At 53.3% G+C, this 16,250-nt stretch carries 15 protein-coding genes and 1 pseudogene; 6 read left to right on the top strand and 10 right to left on the bottom strand.

The window, feature by feature from the left end; translation table 11 throughout:
• Positions 1 to 6 precede the first annotated feature (6 nt).
• A complete protein-coding gene (locus tag ACFQ0F_RS01075) occupies positions 7 to 429 on the top strand; it encodes a DUF2069 domain-containing protein (protein WP_379068117.1) in 423 nt (140 codons plus the stop codon).
• Here ACFQ0F_RS01075 and hda read toward each other — a convergent pair.
• A complete protein-coding gene (hda, locus tag ACFQ0F_RS01070) occupies positions 426 to 1,136 on the bottom strand; it encodes a DnaA regulatory inactivator Hda (RefSeq protein WP_340676259.1) in 711 nt (236 codons plus the stop codon). The two genes, ACFQ0F_RS01075 and hda, sit on opposite strands and share 4 nt — an antisense overlap.
• Positions 1,129 to 2,217 (bottom strand): AI-2E family transporter, encoded by a 1,089-nt coding sequence (locus tag ACFQ0F_RS01065; protein ID WP_379068113.1) that lies wholly within the window; start codon positions 2,215 to 2,217, stop codon positions 1,129 to 1,131. Before ACFQ0F_RS01065 ends, hda begins: the two co-directional genes overlap by 8 nt.
• Before the next feature lie 170 nt (positions 2,218 to 2,387).
• On the opposite strand from ACFQ0F_RS01065, the gene purM reads away from it, so the two are divergent.
• From purM to ACFQ0F_RS01050, 3 genes are read left to right on the top strand one after another with little or no spacing between them, the layout of a single operon-like run.
• The gene (gene purM / locus ACFQ0F_RS01060; protein WP_379068110.1) at positions 2,388 to 3,428 is read left to right on the top strand and encodes a phosphoribosylformylglycinamidine cyclo-ligase; all 1,041 of its coding nucleotides are present in this window, start codon (positions 2,388 to 2,390) and stop codon (positions 3,426 to 3,428) included.
• A 3-nt stretch (positions 3,429 to 3,431) separates the two neighbouring features.
• Positions 3,432 to 4,091, top strand: a complete 660-nt coding sequence (gene purN, locus ACFQ0F_RS01055; RefSeq protein WP_379068107.1) for a phosphoribosylglycinamide formyltransferase — start codon at positions 3,432 to 3,434, stop codon at positions 4,089 to 4,091.
• 34 nt (positions 4,092 to 4,125) lie between these two features.
• On the top strand, positions 4,126 to 5,061 hold the full coding sequence (locus ACFQ0F_RS01050; RefSeq protein WP_379068104.1) for a DUF3108 domain-containing protein: 936 nt from the start codon (positions 4,126 to 4,128) through the stop codon (positions 5,059 to 5,061).
• A gap of 19 nt (positions 5,062 to 5,080) precedes the next feature.
• Here the strand turns inward: ACFQ0F_RS01050 and ACFQ0F_RS01045 are convergent, their stop codons facing one another.
• From ACFQ0F_RS01045 to ACFQ0F_RS01030, 4 genes and pseudogenes are all read right to left on the bottom strand, one after another.
• Positions 5,081 to 6,943, bottom strand: a complete 1,863-nt coding sequence (locus ACFQ0F_RS01045) for an acyl-CoA dehydrogenase (protein WP_379068101.1) — start codon at positions 6,941 to 6,943, stop codon at positions 5,081 to 5,083.
• 79 nt (positions 6,944 to 7,022) lie between these two features.
• Positions 7,023 to 7,589, bottom strand: coding sequence for a dCTP deaminase (gene dcd / locus ACFQ0F_RS01040; RefSeq protein WP_379068098.1), 567 nt, complete (start codon positions 7,587 to 7,589; stop codon positions 7,023 to 7,025).
• A gap of 10 nt (positions 7,590 to 7,599) precedes the next feature.
• A pseudogene (gene apbC / locus ACFQ0F_RS01035) lies at positions 7,600 to 8,574 on the bottom strand (iron-sulfur cluster carrier protein ApbC); the annotation flags it as partial.
• 162 nt (positions 8,575 to 8,736) lie between these two features.
• Entirely contained in the window at positions 8,737 to 10,137 is a 1,401-nt protein-coding gene (locus ACFQ0F_RS01030; protein ID WP_379068095.1) for a flavin monoamine oxidase family protein, read from the bottom strand.
• A gap of 74 nt (positions 10,138 to 10,211) precedes the next feature.
• On the opposite strand from ACFQ0F_RS01030, the gene metG reads away from it, so the two are divergent.
• Positions 10,212 to 12,332, top strand: a complete 2,121-nt coding sequence (metG, locus tag ACFQ0F_RS01025; RefSeq protein ID WP_379068092.1) for a methionine--tRNA ligase — start codon at positions 10,212 to 10,214, stop codon at positions 12,330 to 12,332.
• A gap of 92 nt (positions 12,333 to 12,424) precedes the next feature.
• Here metG and ACFQ0F_RS01020 read toward each other — a convergent pair whose 3' ends face one another.
• Positions 12,425 to 13,636: a hydroxymethylglutaryl-CoA reductase gene (locus ACFQ0F_RS01020; protein ID WP_379068089.1), complete on the bottom strand. Its 1,212-nt coding sequence runs from the start codon at positions 13,634 to 13,636 to the stop codon at positions 12,425 to 12,427.
• Between the two features lie 43 nt (positions 13,637 to 13,679).
• A complete protein-coding gene (locus ACFQ0F_RS01015) occupies positions 13,680 to 14,231 on the bottom strand; it encodes a hypothetical protein (RefSeq protein WP_379068085.1) in 552 nt (183 codons plus the stop codon).
• Positions 14,232 to 14,337: 106 nt separating this feature from the next.
• Here ACFQ0F_RS01015 and ACFQ0F_RS01010 point away from each other — a divergent pair, with 106 nt between their 5' ends.
• Complete coding sequence (locus ACFQ0F_RS01010; RefSeq protein ID WP_379068082.1) at positions 14,338 to 15,207, top strand: metal-dependent hydrolase; 870 nt, start codon at positions 14,338 to 14,340, stop codon at positions 15,205 to 15,207.
• 13 nt (positions 15,208 to 15,220) lie between these two features.
• Here the strand turns inward: ACFQ0F_RS01010 and ACFQ0F_RS01005 are convergent, their stop codons facing one another.
• Both ACFQ0F_RS01005 and ACFQ0F_RS01000 read right to left on the bottom strand, forming a co-directional pair.
• Positions 15,221 to 15,559: a tRNA-binding protein gene (locus ACFQ0F_RS01005; protein ID WP_340676247.1), complete on the bottom strand. Its 339-nt coding sequence runs from the start codon at positions 15,557 to 15,559 to the stop codon at positions 15,221 to 15,223.
• Between the two features lie 74 nt (positions 15,560 to 15,633).
• Positions 15,634 to 16,221, bottom strand: a complete 588-nt coding sequence (locus ACFQ0F_RS01000; RefSeq protein WP_379068078.1) for an NAD(P)H-dependent oxidoreductase — start codon at positions 16,219 to 16,221, stop codon at positions 15,634 to 15,636.
• Positions 16,222 to 16,250 lie beyond the last annotated feature (29 nt).

Below are 16,250 nucleotides of genomic sequence, written 5' to 3'. Positions count from 1 at the left end.
ACGATTATGGCTAAACCCAACCCCGACCTACTGCTCAGCGCCAGCGAACGCGCCGCCATGGCCGATGTCGCCACGCGCCGCTTGAATTGGTGTCGTGGACTTTATGTCTTGCTACTGATTTGGATACCACTAAGCGGTGCCCTCAATGCACCAAGCAATGTCTCGGCCTTAACTGTAGCGCTGGTCTACACCGCCATCACTATCCCACTGCTATTTTTCATTGGCACCATGCGCAGTGGCGATGCTCGAAAAATGGTTTGGCTAGGCTTTGTGCTGCTGTTTTACGCCATCTTTGCTTCAGTCGATACGTTTCGCCCAGGCCTTGATGGTCAAATGGCAATGGCCAAACTGGCTATCGAAATGAGTTTATTTGCTATGAGCCTGCGCTATGTGAAAGCTAAGCGCGCCAGCCAAGGTGGTGAGTTTTAAGCGGCGTTCATGCACTCGCGTATCAGTGGGATGGTCAGTGGCCTTTTTTGCTGCAGCGTAAATTTATCGAGCTGCTCAATAAGCGCCCAAAACTGACCTAGGCGGCGCGGGCCGCGACTGAGCAAATAAGCAACGGTGTCGTCGCCCAAGTTCCACGAGCGGCGCGCACCGGCAACTGCTAGTAACTCACTGCGCACCTCATCACTACAGGCCGGCAAAGCGTAAACGCTGGATGCTGCCATGCGCGAACGCAAATCGGCCAGCCCTAAAGGTAGGTCAGCCGGCGGTTGCGCACCGGTGACTAGCAAGCGCCCGCCAACGGCTTTCATACGATTGTAAAAATGAAATACCGCCTCCTGCCACTCAGGCCATTGCCGCAAGGCATCGATGTCATCGAGCACGACCAAGGGGCATTGCTCCAGACCATCGAGCATTTCCACCGGCATAAACACTACTTGCTTGAGCGGCAGCATCACTGCGTGCGACGCGTTAGATTGGCTGGCCATTAGCGCCGACAGTAGCAGTGAGCGCCCTGAGCCGGGCTCGCCCCAGATATAGACTTGCGACAGCTGACCTTGCATCAGCTGCGTCAATGCCGACAGCACTGAGGCAAAAGCCTGCGGTGGAATATCCGCCAAACTTAAATCGTGACGAGCCTGCAGTGGCAACAATAGCTGCTCCTGCGGCATGAATAAATCATCAGTCACGCGGCTGCTCTTCCAAGGTGCGCGTGCCCTGCCAGTACAGCTCACTGTTCATGTATTTGGTGTGCGCATGCCGCATCAGTACGACAATAATGGCGGCAATTGGCAGCGCTAATAACATGCCGACAAAGCCAAATAGTTGGCCGCCAGCCATGATGGCGAAAATTACGCCTACGGGTGGCAGGCCGATTCTGTCGCCAACCAACCAAGGTTGTAAGACCCAGCTCTCAATCAACTGACCAACACCGAAGACCAACCAAACCATCAGTACCGGCTCCCACTCATAGCCAAACTGAAACAGAGCCACGATGGTGGCAGTGACAATACCAACGCCAAAACCAACATAGGGAATGATGCTCGCTAGGCCAGCAACGAGGCCAATCACCATGGCTAATTTAATGCCCGCAAGCTGCAGGCCAACGCCATAGATTAGGCCCAGAGCTACCATCACCATCAGCTGCCCGCGTAAGAATGCGGCGAGCACGGTGTCGCACTCCTGCACGACATTCACCAGCCATGGTTCGTAGCGACGCGGCAATAGGTTGCGCGATTTATTAACAATCGCTGACCAGTCTAAGAGCAGATAAAACGTCACTACTGGAATCAGTGCGACCAAACCAATAAATGCGGCGACATGCAGGCCGGAGCTGGCAATTTGCGAGATAACATCGGTCGTGGTGCCATCGCTAGATTGCCAAAGTTTGGCCATCCAGGTGGAAATCAGGTCCATATCTAAGCGGTTGATATTGATATTGAGCTTATCTTCCAACCACGGAATGCCGTGGCGATTCATCCAGCGCAAGACCGAAGGAATGCGTGATTGCAGATAAGTCAGCTGCACCCAGAGCTTGGGTAAGAGCAGCACCATGGCTAAAGTGCCGGCCAAACATAGTGATAAAAAAGCTGCCGATACGGCAGTGACGCGACGCCAGCCAAAACGCATCAGGCGCTCAACAATGGGGTTGCCTAAGTAGGCAAATAAAGCCCCCACTAAAAATGGCATGAGGATAGGCTGCAAGGCATAAATCAGCCCCGCCAAGGCCAAAACACCCGCTACTACCATCCAGCGCACACGATTTTCCATGCCACACCCCAGCTGTGCTGAGCACCAATTTGCCAGCGCCAATTATCGACGGCATAGGCTAACACTAAATGCCTGCTGCCAATCACTGCTCGCTGCTCAGTCGGCGATGACTAGCCCTCGCCTTGCTGATAGAATGCGCGCCTATTAAATCCTTACCGTCGAGCCTTGCCATGACCGATTCCAAGCCTTCCCTCAGCTACAAAGACGCTGGCGTTGATATTGAAGCGGGTGATCTTTTAGTTGAGCGCATTAAAGGCGTGGCAAAACGCAGCCGCCGCCCCGAGGTATTGGGCGGCCTTGGCGGCTTTGGCGCACTCTGCGAAATTCCTGCCGGCTACAAACAGCCGATCTTGGTCTCTGGCACCGATGGTGTTGGCACCAAGCTGCGCTTAGCTTTGCAGCTCAATCGTCATGAACATATCGGCATCGACTTAGTCGCTATGTGCGTGAATGACCTCGTGGTTTGCGGTGCAGAGTCACTATTTTTCTTAGATTATTACGCCACTGGCCATCTCAATATCGACACAGCTGCCACTGTTGTTACTGGCATTGGCGAAGGCTGTATCCAAGCTGGCTGCGCTTTAGTCGGCGGCGAAACTGCTGAAATGCCCGGCATGTATGAAGGTGACGATTATGACCTCGCCGGCTTTGCCGTTGGTGTGGTAGAAAAAGCCGATATCATCGATGGTAAAAAAGTCGGTGCTGGCGATGTGCTGATCGGCGTTGCCTCTAGCGGCGCGCACTCCAATGGTTATTCCTTGCTGCGGAAAATCTTGGAAGTCTCTAAGGCCGACTTAAATAGCGAGCTTGATGGTCGCAGCCTCGCCGATGTGGTGATGACACCAACACGTATCTATGTGAAATCAATGCTGGCACTGGTAAAAGCCCTGCCCGTACATGCCATGGCGCACATCACTGGCGGCGGTTTGCCTGGCAACCTGCCACGCGTGCTGCCTAAAGGCTGCGATGCCATTGTTGATGAGTCGTCGTGGAACTGGCCGCCATTATTCCAATGGCTGCAAGCCGAAGGCAATGTTGAGCGCTTCGAGATGTATCGCACCTTTAACTGCGGTGTTGGCATGGTTGTGGTTGTTCCCGCCGAGCACGCCGATGCGGCGATTGCGCAACTTGAAAGCACTGGCGAGAAAGCGTGGAAAATGGGCAAAATCGCCACCTCTACGCACAGCGAATCTACTGTGGTGTTTGCCTAAACTGTGAGCTATCGCGTCGTTGTTTTAGTCTCGGGAAGTGGCTCCAACTTGCAAGCATTGCTTGATGTTTGTGGCCAAGGAGCCAATGCCTCAGCGACGCCTATCGACGCTAAAATTGTCGGCGTACTGAGCAATCGTGAAGAAGCTTTGGCGCTGCCACGCGCCACTCGTGCCGGTGTCGCAACCGCTGTGGTCAAGCATCGTGACTATGCTGAGCGGATAGATTTCGATGCGGAAATGATCAAGCATATCGATGCATGGGCACCAGACATGGTCATATTGGCCGGCTTTATGCGCATACTCACGCCCGACTTTGTCAGTCATTACAGTGGCCGTCTGATCAATATTCACCCGTCATTGCTACCGAAATACAAAGGCTTGCACACGCACCAACGCGCGCTCGACGCTGGTGATACAAAGCATGGCTGCTCGGTGCATTTCGTTACGCCCGAGCTCGACGGTGGCCCGGTCATCGCTCAACATCGTGTCAGCGTGCATCAGCACGACAACGTTGATTCACTGGCACAACGCGTGCATCAAGCCGAACACCAGCTCTATCCGCGTGTACTAGGCTGGCTCGCGAGTGGTCGCTTACGTTGGCAAGATGGCCAAATAGCACTCGATAACAAACCGCTATTAGAGCCACTACAAGCGCACAAATAGTCGCCGACACCCCTTCATTAGCTAAGAGCAATTTATGCGTACAAATCCACGTCTTAGACTGGCAATAAATGTCATCGTTGGCATTTTATTAGGTATTGTCATTAGCCAAATGCTGAGTGGTTGCAGCGATGAGTTGCCGCTCGCTCCAGCTCCGAGCGCAGGTATTGCCGGCGAAGCTAGCGCTGAGGTCGAGAGCATTAACGGCAGTAAAACTGCAGCACGTATTAGCCCAACGCAAGCCAATGTAGTTACTACTATCTCGCCTGCTGCCGTTGCTACTACTTCGTCGGCCACTAGTCCTACTGCCGTTGCCCCTGCGGCTGTTTCTGTTACTGCGCCTGTTGTCTCCAACACCATGCCATTGCCGCAAACAAAGGAGCGCTACCACTTAAGCTGGGATGGCAAGCTTGAAGGAGATGCGACGCGCAGCCTAAGTTGCAAGGCGACACAATGCCGTTACGAAACCCACGCCAGCGTTGTCGGCTTGGCATCATTCAGTGAGATTAGTGACTTCCAGTGGGCGCATGGCCAAGTCGAATTTCAGCGCTACGAGCGCACATTACAGCTGCTTTTTAAGCAGGTCGCACGCATTGAAAAACAAGCCGACGGCAGCATTCGCTCAGAACGACGCGGCAAGGTCTATCAATACGCGGGTAAGGCCGGCTTGGTGGATATTCTCAATATTGAAGTCCAGCTGCGCGCCGATCGCCTAGCTAATCGGGCGCCGAAAGCGAGCTATCCACTCGCCGACAGCAAAGGCATTAGCGCCATTAGCCTACATCGAGAAGCCGATGAAACCCTGACTGTCGCCGGCAAAGCTCGTCACAGCGAAGTTTATGTACGCCAAGATGGCAAGCGCAAAACCACACTATGGCTAGATCCGGCGCAGGCATTTTTACCACTGCAAATCATCCATCAAGATGGTGCCGAGACCTATCGCATGATTTGGCTTGGCGACGCGGCTAAATAGCCAACCACGATACCTGTTGCTAAAACATCGCCGCGCTGGCCTGTGCACAGGTCATGTCGCGGCGCGCTGCAACACCTAGCCATGCGCCAATTTTTGGCAGCTCATAATTGAAAAAATAGTCGCAGGCAGCACGTTTACCAGCTCGAAAGTCTGCCGGTAAGTGCTCACTGCGCTCTGCGGACATCGCCAACTCCAGCCACATCCACGCCAATACACCATGACCAAAACCTTGCATATAGGCGGTGGCATTGGCGAGCGCCTCCTCGGGCTTAGCCGTCGACCATGCGGCTTGCGCTGCTGCAGCAATTTCTTGCCACGCACTTTGCAAAGCTTCTGCATGCTCACTTAATGTGCTTTTCGACTTATCCTGATTTGCATCCTGAGCAAACGCCTGCTGTGCTGTGGCATGTACTCGAGCCATCAGTAGCTTCAATGCAGCACCTTGATTCATAAGAACTTTACGACCCAATAAATCTAAGCCCTGAATACCATGCGTGCCTTCATGAATCATGTTCAAACGGTTATCGCGCCAATATTGCTCCACCGGAAAATCTCGTGTGTAGCCATAGCCGCCAAACACTTGAATTGCCAAGCTATTAGCCTCCTGAGCCCACTCACTAGGCCAGCTTTTCGCAATCGGCGTGAGCAGCTCTAAGAGTTGACGAGCTTCATGTGCTTGCGCCTCAGTCCCTGTGCTTTCCTCATCTACTAAACGCGCGCAATACAAACCCAACGCCAACCCGCCTTCGGCGATGGCTTTCTGCGCCATCAGCATGCGCTTCACATCGGTGTGCTCAATGATCGGCACTTGTGGGCTGCTCGGATCTTTACCAGCAGGGCTGGCATGACGACCTTGTGGTCGCTGCTTGGCGTAGTCTAGAGAGGCCTCAAAGCCAGCATAAGCAAGCATGGTCGCGCCTAAGCCCACCGCAATGCGCGCTTCATTCATCAGCGTAAACATGCAGCTTAAGCCTTTGCCCTCGCCTCCAATCAGGTAGCCAACAGCGCCGGACTGGCCATCGACGAGGTATTTACCCTCGCCGAAATTCAGCAGCGTATTCACCGTGCCGCGATAGCCGCACTTGTGATTTAAACCCGCCAGCGCAACGTCGTTGCGAATATCGCTAATTTCACCCTCAGCGCTGACTAATTTGCGTGGCACGATAAACAAAGAAATGCCGCGCACGCCGGATACTAGCTGGCCAGTCGCATCGGGAATTTTTGCCAACACCAAATGCACGATGTTATCGCCCATCTCATGCTCGCCACCGGAGATCCACATCTTATTACCGCTCAAGCGATAGCGTGGGCCCAGCGGGTCATTGGCCCAATCGCCACAACCAGTGTCGGGTACAGCTTTAGTACGGATATCGGACAAACTTGAGCCAGCTTGCGGCTCACTCAAACACATGGTGCCGAAGCTCGTGCCAGCAAAGCCTGGCTTAGCAAACACGTCAATTTGAGTGGGTGTGCCATGCGCAAAAATGGTGTTGGCATTGCCGCGAGTGAGCATGGGATAGGCCGCTAGCGCGACACTGGCCTTGTAGAAAAAACTCATCGAGGCCATTTCAACGACTGTCGGCAGCTGCATGCCGCCAACCGCTTCGGGTTTGCTAGCAGCCATCAGGCCGGCCTCACTAAAGCAGTTCAGTGCGGCCTCTGTCTGTTTTGGTAGCAGCACACGCTCGCCATCAAACTCAGGCTCTTCGATATCCACGAGACGATTAATTGGTGCGAATTGCTCAGTGGCTACTTGCTCACTTAAGTCGAGTACGGCAGCAAAGGTATCGGCACTGTGATCAGCATGAAAAGGTCGCTGGCATAGCGCTGGCGCATCAAGCCAATCGTTTAAGAGAAAATCTAACGTGGCGCGATGAGTCATGGCGTTGTGCTCTAGTAAGTGAGTGCTCTTTAAGGAAAGGCGCCTTATGAGGCGCTCTTTTAAATACTATCTTGCATATTTAAGTGCGCGGCAAAGTCACTCCGCGCTGACCTTGGTATTTACCGCCACGATCTTTATACGACGTGCCACAAATCTCATCGGACTCGAAAAATAGCATCTGTGCCACGCCTTCATTGGCATAGATTTTTGCCGGCAGGTTAGTGGTGTTGGAAAACTCCAAAGTCACATGACCTTCCCATTCTGGCTCTAGCGGTGTCACGTTCACGATGATGCCGCAACGGGCATAGGTCGACTTACCCAAACACACCACTAAAGTGCTGCGCGGGATGCGGAAATACTCAACGGTGCGCGCCAAGGCAAAGCTATTCGGCGGAATGATGCAGACATCGGAAACGACATCGACAAAGTTTTTTTCGTCGAAGTTTTTCGGATCCACAATAGTCGAGTTGATATTGGTGAAAATCTTGAATTCATTGGCGCAACGAACATCGTAGCCGTAGCTTGAAGTGCCGTAAGAAATAATGCGCTGCTCACCTTGATGACGAACTTGACCAGGCTCGAAAGGCTCAATCATGCCTTGTTGCTCGGCCATACGGCGGATCCAATGATCTGATTTGATGCTCATGCCTAACTCACTACTTCGATGATGGGTTTAAAGGAATTCGAGTGTCGGCCACACGTTGACCAAGGGCCAAGCGCGCGGAGACGCGACGCGCTAGCTCAGTGTATTGCTGCGCTAAACTGCCGTCTGGATCAGCCGCAACGGTTGGGCAACCGGCATCAGTCTGCTCACGAATACGTTTATCTAAGGGCAGCTGCGCGAGCAGCGCAACGTCGTATTGCTCGGCCATTTGCACACCACCGCCAGAGCCGAAAATTGCCTCGGTATGGCCGCAGTTAGTGCAAATATGTTGTGACATATTCTCAACAATGCCGAGCACATTGATATCGACTTTACGGAACATTTCGATGCCTTTTTTCGCATCTAATGTCGCGATATCTTGCGGCGTTGTCACTACTACTGCGCCAGCGACTGGCACTCGTTGCGCGAGTGTTAGCTGGATATCGCCCGTGCCCGGCGGCATATCGACAATCAAATAATCTAAGCTCGACCAACGTGTTTGTGAGACTAGCTGAATCAATGCGCCAGTAGCTTTCGGGCCACGCCAAACCACGGGGCTATCGCCTTGCAATAAGAAGCCGATGGACATGACATCTACGCCATGGGCGTGATGCGGGACAAACCAAGCATCATCGACGGTATCGGGATATTTACCGATGCCAATGCCGAGCATGGTGGGCAAGCTAGGGCCGTAAATATCGGCATCGAGCAGGCCGACCTTTGCACCTTCGCGTGCCAAAGCTAAGGCCAAATTCACCGCAGTGGTGGACTTACCAACGCCGCCTTTGCCAGAAGCCACGGCAATCACATTACGCGCCAAAGTCAGTGGCGCAACCTCGCCCTGTGGCTTGATACGTGGAATCTCGTGTGACCAACGAATATGAACATCACGCGCGCCGGCAACGTGCAACGCGGCTTCCAGCGGCGCCGCAAAAGCACCAGCAGGATCACGATGTGGGTACGGCAAAACGATGTGTACAAATACACGACCATCGTCGGTGACTTGCGTATCTGAAGCGCGCGCCAATAAAGCGTAGCTCGCGGCGCCCCCTAAATAGGGATCGCTGTGAGCAGCAAGTACGGCATCAACTGCCGCTAGGATAATGGGCATGGGTATTGCCCCTCAATGGCAAAAAACAAGGGGCTTATGCTAGCTCACCAAGCTACTCCTTGCACGGCCAATCACCGCCGCCGCTGCGCGCTCGCCCGAACGCACCGCCCCTTCCATATAGCCAGTCCAGTACCCCGGCAACTCAGTGCCGGCCCAAATAATGGAATGATGTGGCGCCGATAACGCATCGCGATAGCGCATCAATGCACCAGGGGCTAAATAGCCAGTCGGCGCGCCGCCACTCCACGGCTCATCAACCCAATTTTGCGAAATGAGCTCGCGCGGCGTACGTGCCTGCTCACCGAAAGCACGGACTAATGTTGAGAGCACTTGTTCGCGTTGCTCGGCCTCGCTGAGCTGCGAAAACACATCTAAATGCTCACCGCCAATAAACGCTAAAATACCTGCGCCGTGCGGCGTCGAGACATCAAATAACAAATTAATCGGGCCGTCAGCCAAGATGGTATTGCCCGACAAGCCCGCCTGCTGCCAAAACGCTCGCTCATAACGCACCACCACTTTCATTAAGCGCCCCATGCGATACACCTCGCAAAGCTGGCGTTGCTCAAGTGGCAATGGCGGCTCGATAGCAAAATTTAGGCGCTGCGGCGGCGGCACTGCGACGATGACATCGGCTGCACGCCATACGCCCTGCTTTGTCGTTATTTCGGCATAGGCCCCGTGCATATCAATTTTTTCTACTGCGGCATCAAAATACACACGCTCGCCAAGTGCGGCGGCCAGCGCATTCGACACCGACTGACTGCCTTCGGCAAAACGACAGTCTTGCGCGCCATCGATGCTCGCTGTTAAGCGCTCAAAGTTACCCGGCGTATACTCGTCGCCAGCGCAGGCGATGTAATGCAGCACGAATAAAAACGACAGCTCCTGCGCATTCGCTCCCCATAAGGTTTCAAATGATGCCTCGGCGATGGCGCGAATCGTTGGCGATAAAAACAGCTGCTTATCGAGCCAATCGCCCAAGCTCATAGCATCCCACTTAGCCGCTTTTGCAGCCTGCCAAGGTGCGCCAACAGGCACCGTAGCGGCGAGCCGATTGAGCTGCCAGCTAATGCGCAACAATGCGGGAATCAAGCGCCAATCATGCGGCGCACCGCTACTAGTGATCAGCCCAAAGACCTTATCGCCATGAATTTTGTGCGAGCCACCGGAGCAATACACCTGCTTCAAGGTGCGACTGGTGGGCAATAACTGCAGATTAAATTCTTTTGCCAAAGCCAGCATGCGTAACTGCGTTGGCCCGACCCATGCTCCACCACGATCTATCGGCATACCCTCATGCCATTCGCTCCAACTGCGGCCACCGACACGCTCACGGGCCTCCAGCACGGCCACTGTTAAACCAGTACCGACTAATTGCCGAGCCGCCGTTAGTCCTGCTAAACCGGCACCTACAATCACCACATCGACTTGATTCATCTGCTGCTGACTCCGTGTTGGCGCTCACACAGTGCTATCATGCGCGACCTATTTATTTTGTGAATTAGTGTGCCATGACTCGTCGCTTACTGGTAACCAGTGCCCTGCCTTATGCCAACGGCCCTATCCATTTAGGCCATTTGGTGGAATACATTCAGACCGATATTTGGGTGCGTTTCCAGCGCTCGCGCGGTCACGACTGCCGCTATGTCTGCGCCGATGATGCCCATGGTACGGCCATCATGCTGAAAGCCGAGCAAAATGGCCTGTCTCCTGAAGCACAGATCGCCAACGTCAAAGCTGATCATGAGCGCGACTTTGCTGGCTTTAATATCGAGTTCGATAATTACCACTCCACGCACTCGCCCGAAAACGAAGCATTTTCTCGCACCATCTACACCAATCTCCGCGATGGCGTCGCCGGCAGCTCAGCCCCGCTGCAACAAGGCCAACACATTGCCAGTCGCTCGATCAGCCAGCTCTTTGATCCTGAGAAAAAGCTATTTTTAGCCGACCGCTTCATTAAAGGCGACTGCCCAAAATGTGGCGCGCTAGACCAGTACGGCGATGCCTGCGAAGTCTGCAGCGCGACTTACTCGCCAACTGAGCTAATAAACCCACGCTCAACAATTTCTGGCGCCACGCCGATTGAAAAAGAATCACTGCACTACTTTTTCGAGCTCCCGCATTTCGAAGCCATGTTGCGTGAGTGGACACGCAGCGGCAGCTTGCAAAATGAAGTCGCCAACAAGCTCGCCGAATGGTTCGAGTCCGGCCTTGCCGACTGGGATATTTCGCGCGATGCACCCTACTTCGGCTTTGAAATCCCCGATGCGCCAGGCAAGTATTTCTATGTTTGGCTCGATGCGCCGATTGGCTATATGGCCAGCTTCAAGAACCTATGCGCGCGCACGCCAGAGCTAAATTTCGATGATTATTGGCGCGAAGGCAGTGACACCGAGCTCTACCATTTCATTGGCAAAGACATCGTGTATTTCCACGCGTTGTTTTGGCCAGCGATGCTCGAAGGCGCCGGTTTCCGCAAGCCTACAGGCGTTTTCGCACATGGCTTTTTGACCGTTAATGGTCAAAAAATGTCGAAGTCACGCGGCACCTTTATTCAAGCGCAAACCTATTTGCAGCACTTAAATCCTGAATATTTGCGCTACTACTTCGCTGCCAAGCTTTCTGGCCGCGTCGAAGACATCGACTTAAATCTCGAAGACTTCACGCAACGCGTGAACTCAGACTTGGTCGGCAAAGTGGTCAATATCGCCAGCCGTTGCGCGGGCTTTATCGCCAAGCGCTTCGACAATCAACTCAGTGCCGAGTGCGCCGAGCCTGAACTTTTAGCGGAAGCGATTGCCGCTGGCGATAGCATTACCGCACACTTCGAAGCTCGCGAATTTGGCCGTGCTGTGCGCGAGATCATGGCGCTAGCCGATCGTGCCAACCAATACATCGATGAGAAAAAGCCGTGGGCATTGGCGAAAATTGAAGGCAAAGAAGCGGAGGTGCACGCGGTGTGCTCGGTAGGCATCAACCTATTCCGCCAGCTAATTACTTACTTAGCGCCGATTTTGCCGGCAATGTCTGCCCAAAGCGCGGCCTTCTTAAATGTTGCTGACTTAGGTTGGGAGCGCCGTCGCGAACTACTCCTGGGCCATCGCATTGGCGAATTTAGCCCCTTGATGACGCGCGTTGATCCCATCAACGTTGCTGCCTTGGTCAGCGCTTCGCAAGACTCATTATCAGCAGCCGATGCCGCCTCTGCGACGGCAGGCCAATCCGCCGCGAACTCGGCGGCCACGGCTGCCGCAGATAAAAAATCAGTGGCCAAAGCCACAAGTAGTGCTGCCGATGCTGGTCATATCAGCATCGATGACTTTGCCAAAATTGATCTACGCGTGGCGAAAATCATTAGCGCTGAGCACGTAGATGGTGCCGATAAGTTGCTGCGCATCCAAGTCGATGTCGGTGGCGAGACGCGGCAAGTGTTTGCCGGCATTAAAGCTGCGTATCCCGAGCCTAGCGTGTTGGTTGGGCGTCATGCCGTTTTGGTGGCCAATCTTGCCCCACGCAAAATGAAATTCGGCATGAGCGAAGGCATGTTGCTTGCGGCAGGCCCAGGTGGCGCGGATATTTATCTGCTCTCGCCTGACGATGGCGCAAGCGCTGGCATGCAGATTAAATAAGCCTCGAAGATGAAAAGAGGGGCTGCTGGCATTTAGTCAGCAGCCCCTTTTTTGCATTACTAGTCGCCTGCGCAGGCCAATGAACTGCCGCCTTATGGCCGGTTGCGCCCCAGCGCATCATGGCTAGACACCCACTGGTCTGAGACGATAGCTGAAGACAGCGATAGCTCGCCGCACAGCACCGTTGCGGCGATGATCTCGGCCAACTTATTGACTTTGCCAGCGCCATAACAGCCCATCACTTCCAAGCATTCGCGCTGCGTTGGCAGACCGGTGCCGCCGCCATAAGTGGCGACAATCAAAGCCGGAATGGTAACGGAAAAATAATAGTCGCCATTGGGCTTTAATTCGGCGTGAACGAAACCCGCCGATGACTCCGCCACATTGGCAACATCCTGCCCACAAGCCATGAATACTGCGGTGATGCCGTTGGCAAAGTGCGCACCGTTATTGACTGAGCCCGCCATCATCGCACCCATATTTGATAGCTGGCGCTGCTTAAACAGCGCCTCGCCACTGGTGTGCATAACCTCTTTTAATAGCTTCGCCGGCAGCGTGATTTCTGCCACCACACGTTTACCGCGCGTGTGCAGACTATTCACCACCGAATGCTTTTTGTCGGTATCGAAATTCGCCGCCAAGGAAAAATGCGCAAGGCCAGAAAGTTGCTGCGCCAGCATCCATTGGCAGGCCGCGTGCGTGGCCTTACTCACCATGTTTTGCCCAGCGGCATCGCCAGTGGTGAAGTTAAAGCGCAGCCAACGCATTTTACCTTGGGCAAATTGCTGAATATCACGCAGCTTGCCCGAGCGCGTGGTGGCTTCGGCAGCGGCTTTAATCTCGGCAAAATGCGCGGTGACCCATAGGCCAAAATCACGGGCATAACGCGCATCATCGAAGACAAAAATTGGCGCGCGCTGCATGGCATCATCGATGACGGTAGTGCGCACACCGCCAGCCTCGCGGGTTAGGCGCATGCCACGACTATAACTCGCCAGCAGCGTGCCTTCGGTGGTCGCCATTGGCACATAAAACTCGCCTTGCGCGTGTTCGCCATCGAGCAATATTGGGCCAGCGAAGCCCATTGGCACTTGCACAATGCCGGAGAAGCCTTCGATATTTCCCGGCAAAAGTGCAGGATCGATAGAGAATTGGCCAGTGTGTGTAAGCGCGGCGCCTGTGTTTTCTGTCACGGTATCGCGACGCGCCTGCGCCATGGCGTGGCTGTAATCGTTGGTTTTATCGCGCGGCAGTTTTGGCAGCACCACTGTCGTGGTAACGCTTGTAGAGTGGCGATCGGTCATTTTCGAACTCTTCTTATTAGTATTTACGCGAAAATAATATTGCTCAGCGCCAGCGCATCATCGGCAACGGGTTCAAAGGGTGCTTTAGCGCATGCACTCCGCCCTTGTGTATCAAGAGCTGGTGAAATCCAGCATTGGGGAAGCGCTTAGCGATTTGCCGCCAGCGCGCTTTTTCAATCGTGCCTCGCATCAGGCCAAAGCTAACATCGCACCAATCGGCTTGACGCACAGCCTCGCTTAGCGAGTCATCATTAATGCGGGTGAACTGATGATGTCGGGCAATGATCGAGAGCACCTGCTGTTTGCGTAGCTCTGGCCACACCATATCGGCCATTGCCAGCTCAGCTCGCCGCGCCGAAGGCTCAAGATAATCAAAATTCACATCTGACCAAATGCCGAGATCGTGAAAGCCTAGCGCAAAACCTATGGTTTCAAGATGCTCATCACTGGCTAAATTCCCTGCCTCAAGCACAGCATAGGCGCCATTGAGTACACGGTAGCAATGATTTTTATAGGCCTGAAAGTCACTCCCTATGGCTTCTCGCCACTTATCAAGGACACCTTCAAGCGCATCACAGCGGGTAATTAATTGCATAGGGTCTATCCACTATTTATTATTGTTACAGTTGACAATGTCACATAGAGTGATAGTTTGGTTGCATGTGACCAATGAGTCGTCACGATACTAGAGGATAAACACCATGACGCATATCACCACGCCGGACGTCATCCAAATCACGCCTACTCGCATGGATTTTCAGTTCAACAATGTGCCACGTCACTGGGTCTTTGACGATGCATTTTCAACGCATTTCTTAGGCACGCTTTCGACTCTATTTCCAGTCGGCGAGCGTTTCTTTGTCGACTCTGTGCGCCAATTGCGCGAGCACGCGCCAGACAAGGCCGCGCAAAAAGATATCTCCGGCTTTATTGGTCAGGAAGCTATGCATTCGCTGGAGCATGTGTCACTCAATAATATGCTCGAGGCCAAAGGCTTGCCGGCCCTGCGTGCCGAGAAGTTCACCTTAGGTCTGCTCAACTTGGGCCGCCGCATGTTAAGCAAACGCCAGCAACTCGCCATCACCGTAGCACTTGAGCACTTCACCGCCATCATCGCCAACCGTCTGCTCAGCGACACCACCATCATGAATGGCCTAGCTGAAGAGATGCGTCCGGTGTGGATGTGGCATGCCATTGAAGAAACCGAGCACAAGGCCGTGGCCTTTGATTTATACAAAAGCGTGCCGGGCAATAGCTACGCCGAGCGCATTGTCTTTCAGGTTTTCGCGACCGTAATTTTGGCCGCTGTCGTTAGCGCTTTTCAGTTGCAGTTTTTGTATCGCGATAAGTCGTTATTTAGTCCCAAAACGTGGGCTTTTGGCCTAAATAAGCTGTTTGGCTTTAATGGTGTTATTTCAGGCTTGATCCCTGAGTATCTGGACTACTTCAAGCGCGACTTCCACCCTTGGGAGCACGAAAATAGTGCTTTGGTGGCCTACTGGCGCGACAAGCTCAACGCCATTGCTACGCCAGTACCAATGAATGGCCGGGCAAGGACTCAGGCGGCATAACAATGGCACCTTGTTATGCCAACCGTGCACCATTGGGCAGCTCCATATCGACGGTTGATAGCACCACAGAACCATCAGGGCGGTGCAACCCAGTGACTAAACACTCAGACATAATGGGGCCAATTTGTTTTGGCGGGAAATTGACTACTGCCAGCACCTGCTTACCGAGAAGCTCTTCTTTCGTATATAGAGCAGTGATCTGTGCACTAGACTTTTTAATACCAAGCTCTTGCCCGAAATCCACCTTTAGTTTGTAAGCAGGCCGACGAGCCTCTGGAAAGTCTTCGACATCGACAATGGTTCCAACGCGGATATCGACTTTCTGGAAGTCGCCCCAATCAATATATTCCATATCTTACCTTGAGTATTTTCGTCCAGCGCCTTAGTTAAGCCGTGCCGCGAAACGGTATCGGCTTAAATGAATTGTTAGGTCACTGAGCCATAACGCCTTACCGTCGATACCCACTTCTCGATTTTATCGAGTTTGGCGTATCGCACAGGGCCAAATGAGTGAATTTTTACTGGCTTGATACCACAAAACTCCAATATTGTTCGCTTCATTTGATTATGCCCAGGCATTCGATACGCCATCCGGTAGTACCACGGCGGAGTGTCCATGGTAGTGAATAGATGGGCACTCCTGCCTTCAAGCAAACGATCCCAGAATTGTGAGCTTTCTCGATACTTAAAAGCCTTTCCAGGCAGTAGCACTCTATCTAATGCCCCCTTGAGCAGAGCAGGCATTGCGCCCCACCAGATGGGATAGAAGAAAGCGATATGGTCTGCCCAAACGATACTTTCCCAGAAATGAGCCAAGCCTGGCTCATGTTCTTGGCGTTGCTTATAGCCATGTTTAAGCACAGGATTAAACTCGATTTCACCAAGCTTAATATACCGAACCTCTTTCCCAGCAGATCTTGCGGAGCTTACATATTCTTCAGCGAAGAGCCCCGATAAACTGTTTGTGTCTGGATGGCCAAGTACCACTAATATTTTTTTATTTGTCTTTCTCATAATATATTTCTGCGGCCTAACGCCTTGCT

The sequence above is a fragment of the Paraperlucidibaca wandonensis genome, assembly GCF_042677145.1.
Lineage (GTDB): Bacteria > Pseudomonadota > Gammaproteobacteria > Pseudomonadales > Moraxellaceae > Perlucidibaca > Perlucidibaca wandonensis.
The sequence above is the reverse complement of the archived record's forward strand: the minus strand, read 5'-3'. Positions and strand labels throughout refer to the sequence as shown.

What these genes read in the sequence shown, in the direction of transcription:
- ACFQ0F_RS01075 (WP_379068117.1), top strand. Translation starts at nt 7, where the DNA reads ATGGCTAAACCCAACCCCGACCTACTGCTCAGCGCCAGCGAACGCGCC.
- ACFQ0F_RS01065 (WP_379068113.1), bottom strand. Translation starts at nt 2,217, where the DNA reads ATGGAAAATCGTGTGCGCTGGATGGTAGTAGCGGGTGTTTTGGCCTTG.
- purM (WP_379068110.1), top strand. Translation starts at nt 2,388, where the DNA reads ATGACCGATTCCAAGCCTTCCCTCAGCTACAAAGACGCTGGCGTTGAT.
- ACFQ0F_RS01050 (WP_379068104.1), top strand. Translation starts at nt 4,126, where the DNA reads ATGCGTACAAATCCACGTCTTAGACTGGCAATAAATGTCATCGTTGGC.
- ACFQ0F_RS01045 (WP_379068101.1), bottom strand. Translation starts at nt 6,943, where the DNA reads ATGACTCATCGCGCCACGTTAGATTTTCTCTTAAACGATTGGCTTGAT.
- dcd (WP_379068098.1), bottom strand. Translation starts at nt 7,589, where the DNA reads ATGAGCATCAAATCAGATCATTGGATCCGCCGTATGGCCGAGCAACAA.
- ACFQ0F_RS01030 (WP_379068095.1), bottom strand. Translation starts at nt 10,137, where the DNA reads ATGAATCAAGTCGATGTGGTGATTGTAGGTGCCGGTTTAGCAGGACTA.
- metG (WP_379068092.1), top strand. Translation starts at nt 10,212, where the DNA reads ATGACTCGTCGCTTACTGGTAACCAGTGCCCTGCCTTATGCCAACGGC.
- ACFQ0F_RS01020 (WP_379068089.1), bottom strand. Translation starts at nt 13,636, where the DNA reads ATGACCGATCGCCACTCTACAAGCGTTACCACGACAGTGGTGCTGCCA.
- ACFQ0F_RS01015 (WP_379068085.1), bottom strand. Translation starts at nt 14,231, where the DNA reads ATGCAATTAATTACCCGCTGTGATGCGCTTGAAGGTGTCCTTGATAAG.
- ACFQ0F_RS01010 (WP_379068082.1), top strand. Translation starts at nt 14,338, where the DNA reads ATGACGCATATCACCACGCCGGACGTCATCCAAATCACGCCTACTCGC.
- ACFQ0F_RS01005 (WP_340676247.1), bottom strand. Translation starts at nt 15,559, where the DNA reads ATGGAATATATTGATTGGGGCGACTTCCAGAAAGTCGATATCCGCGTT.
- ACFQ0F_RS01000 (WP_379068078.1), bottom strand. Translation starts at nt 16,221, where the DNA reads ATGAGAAAGACAAATAAAAAAATATTAGTGGTACTTGGCCATCCAGAC.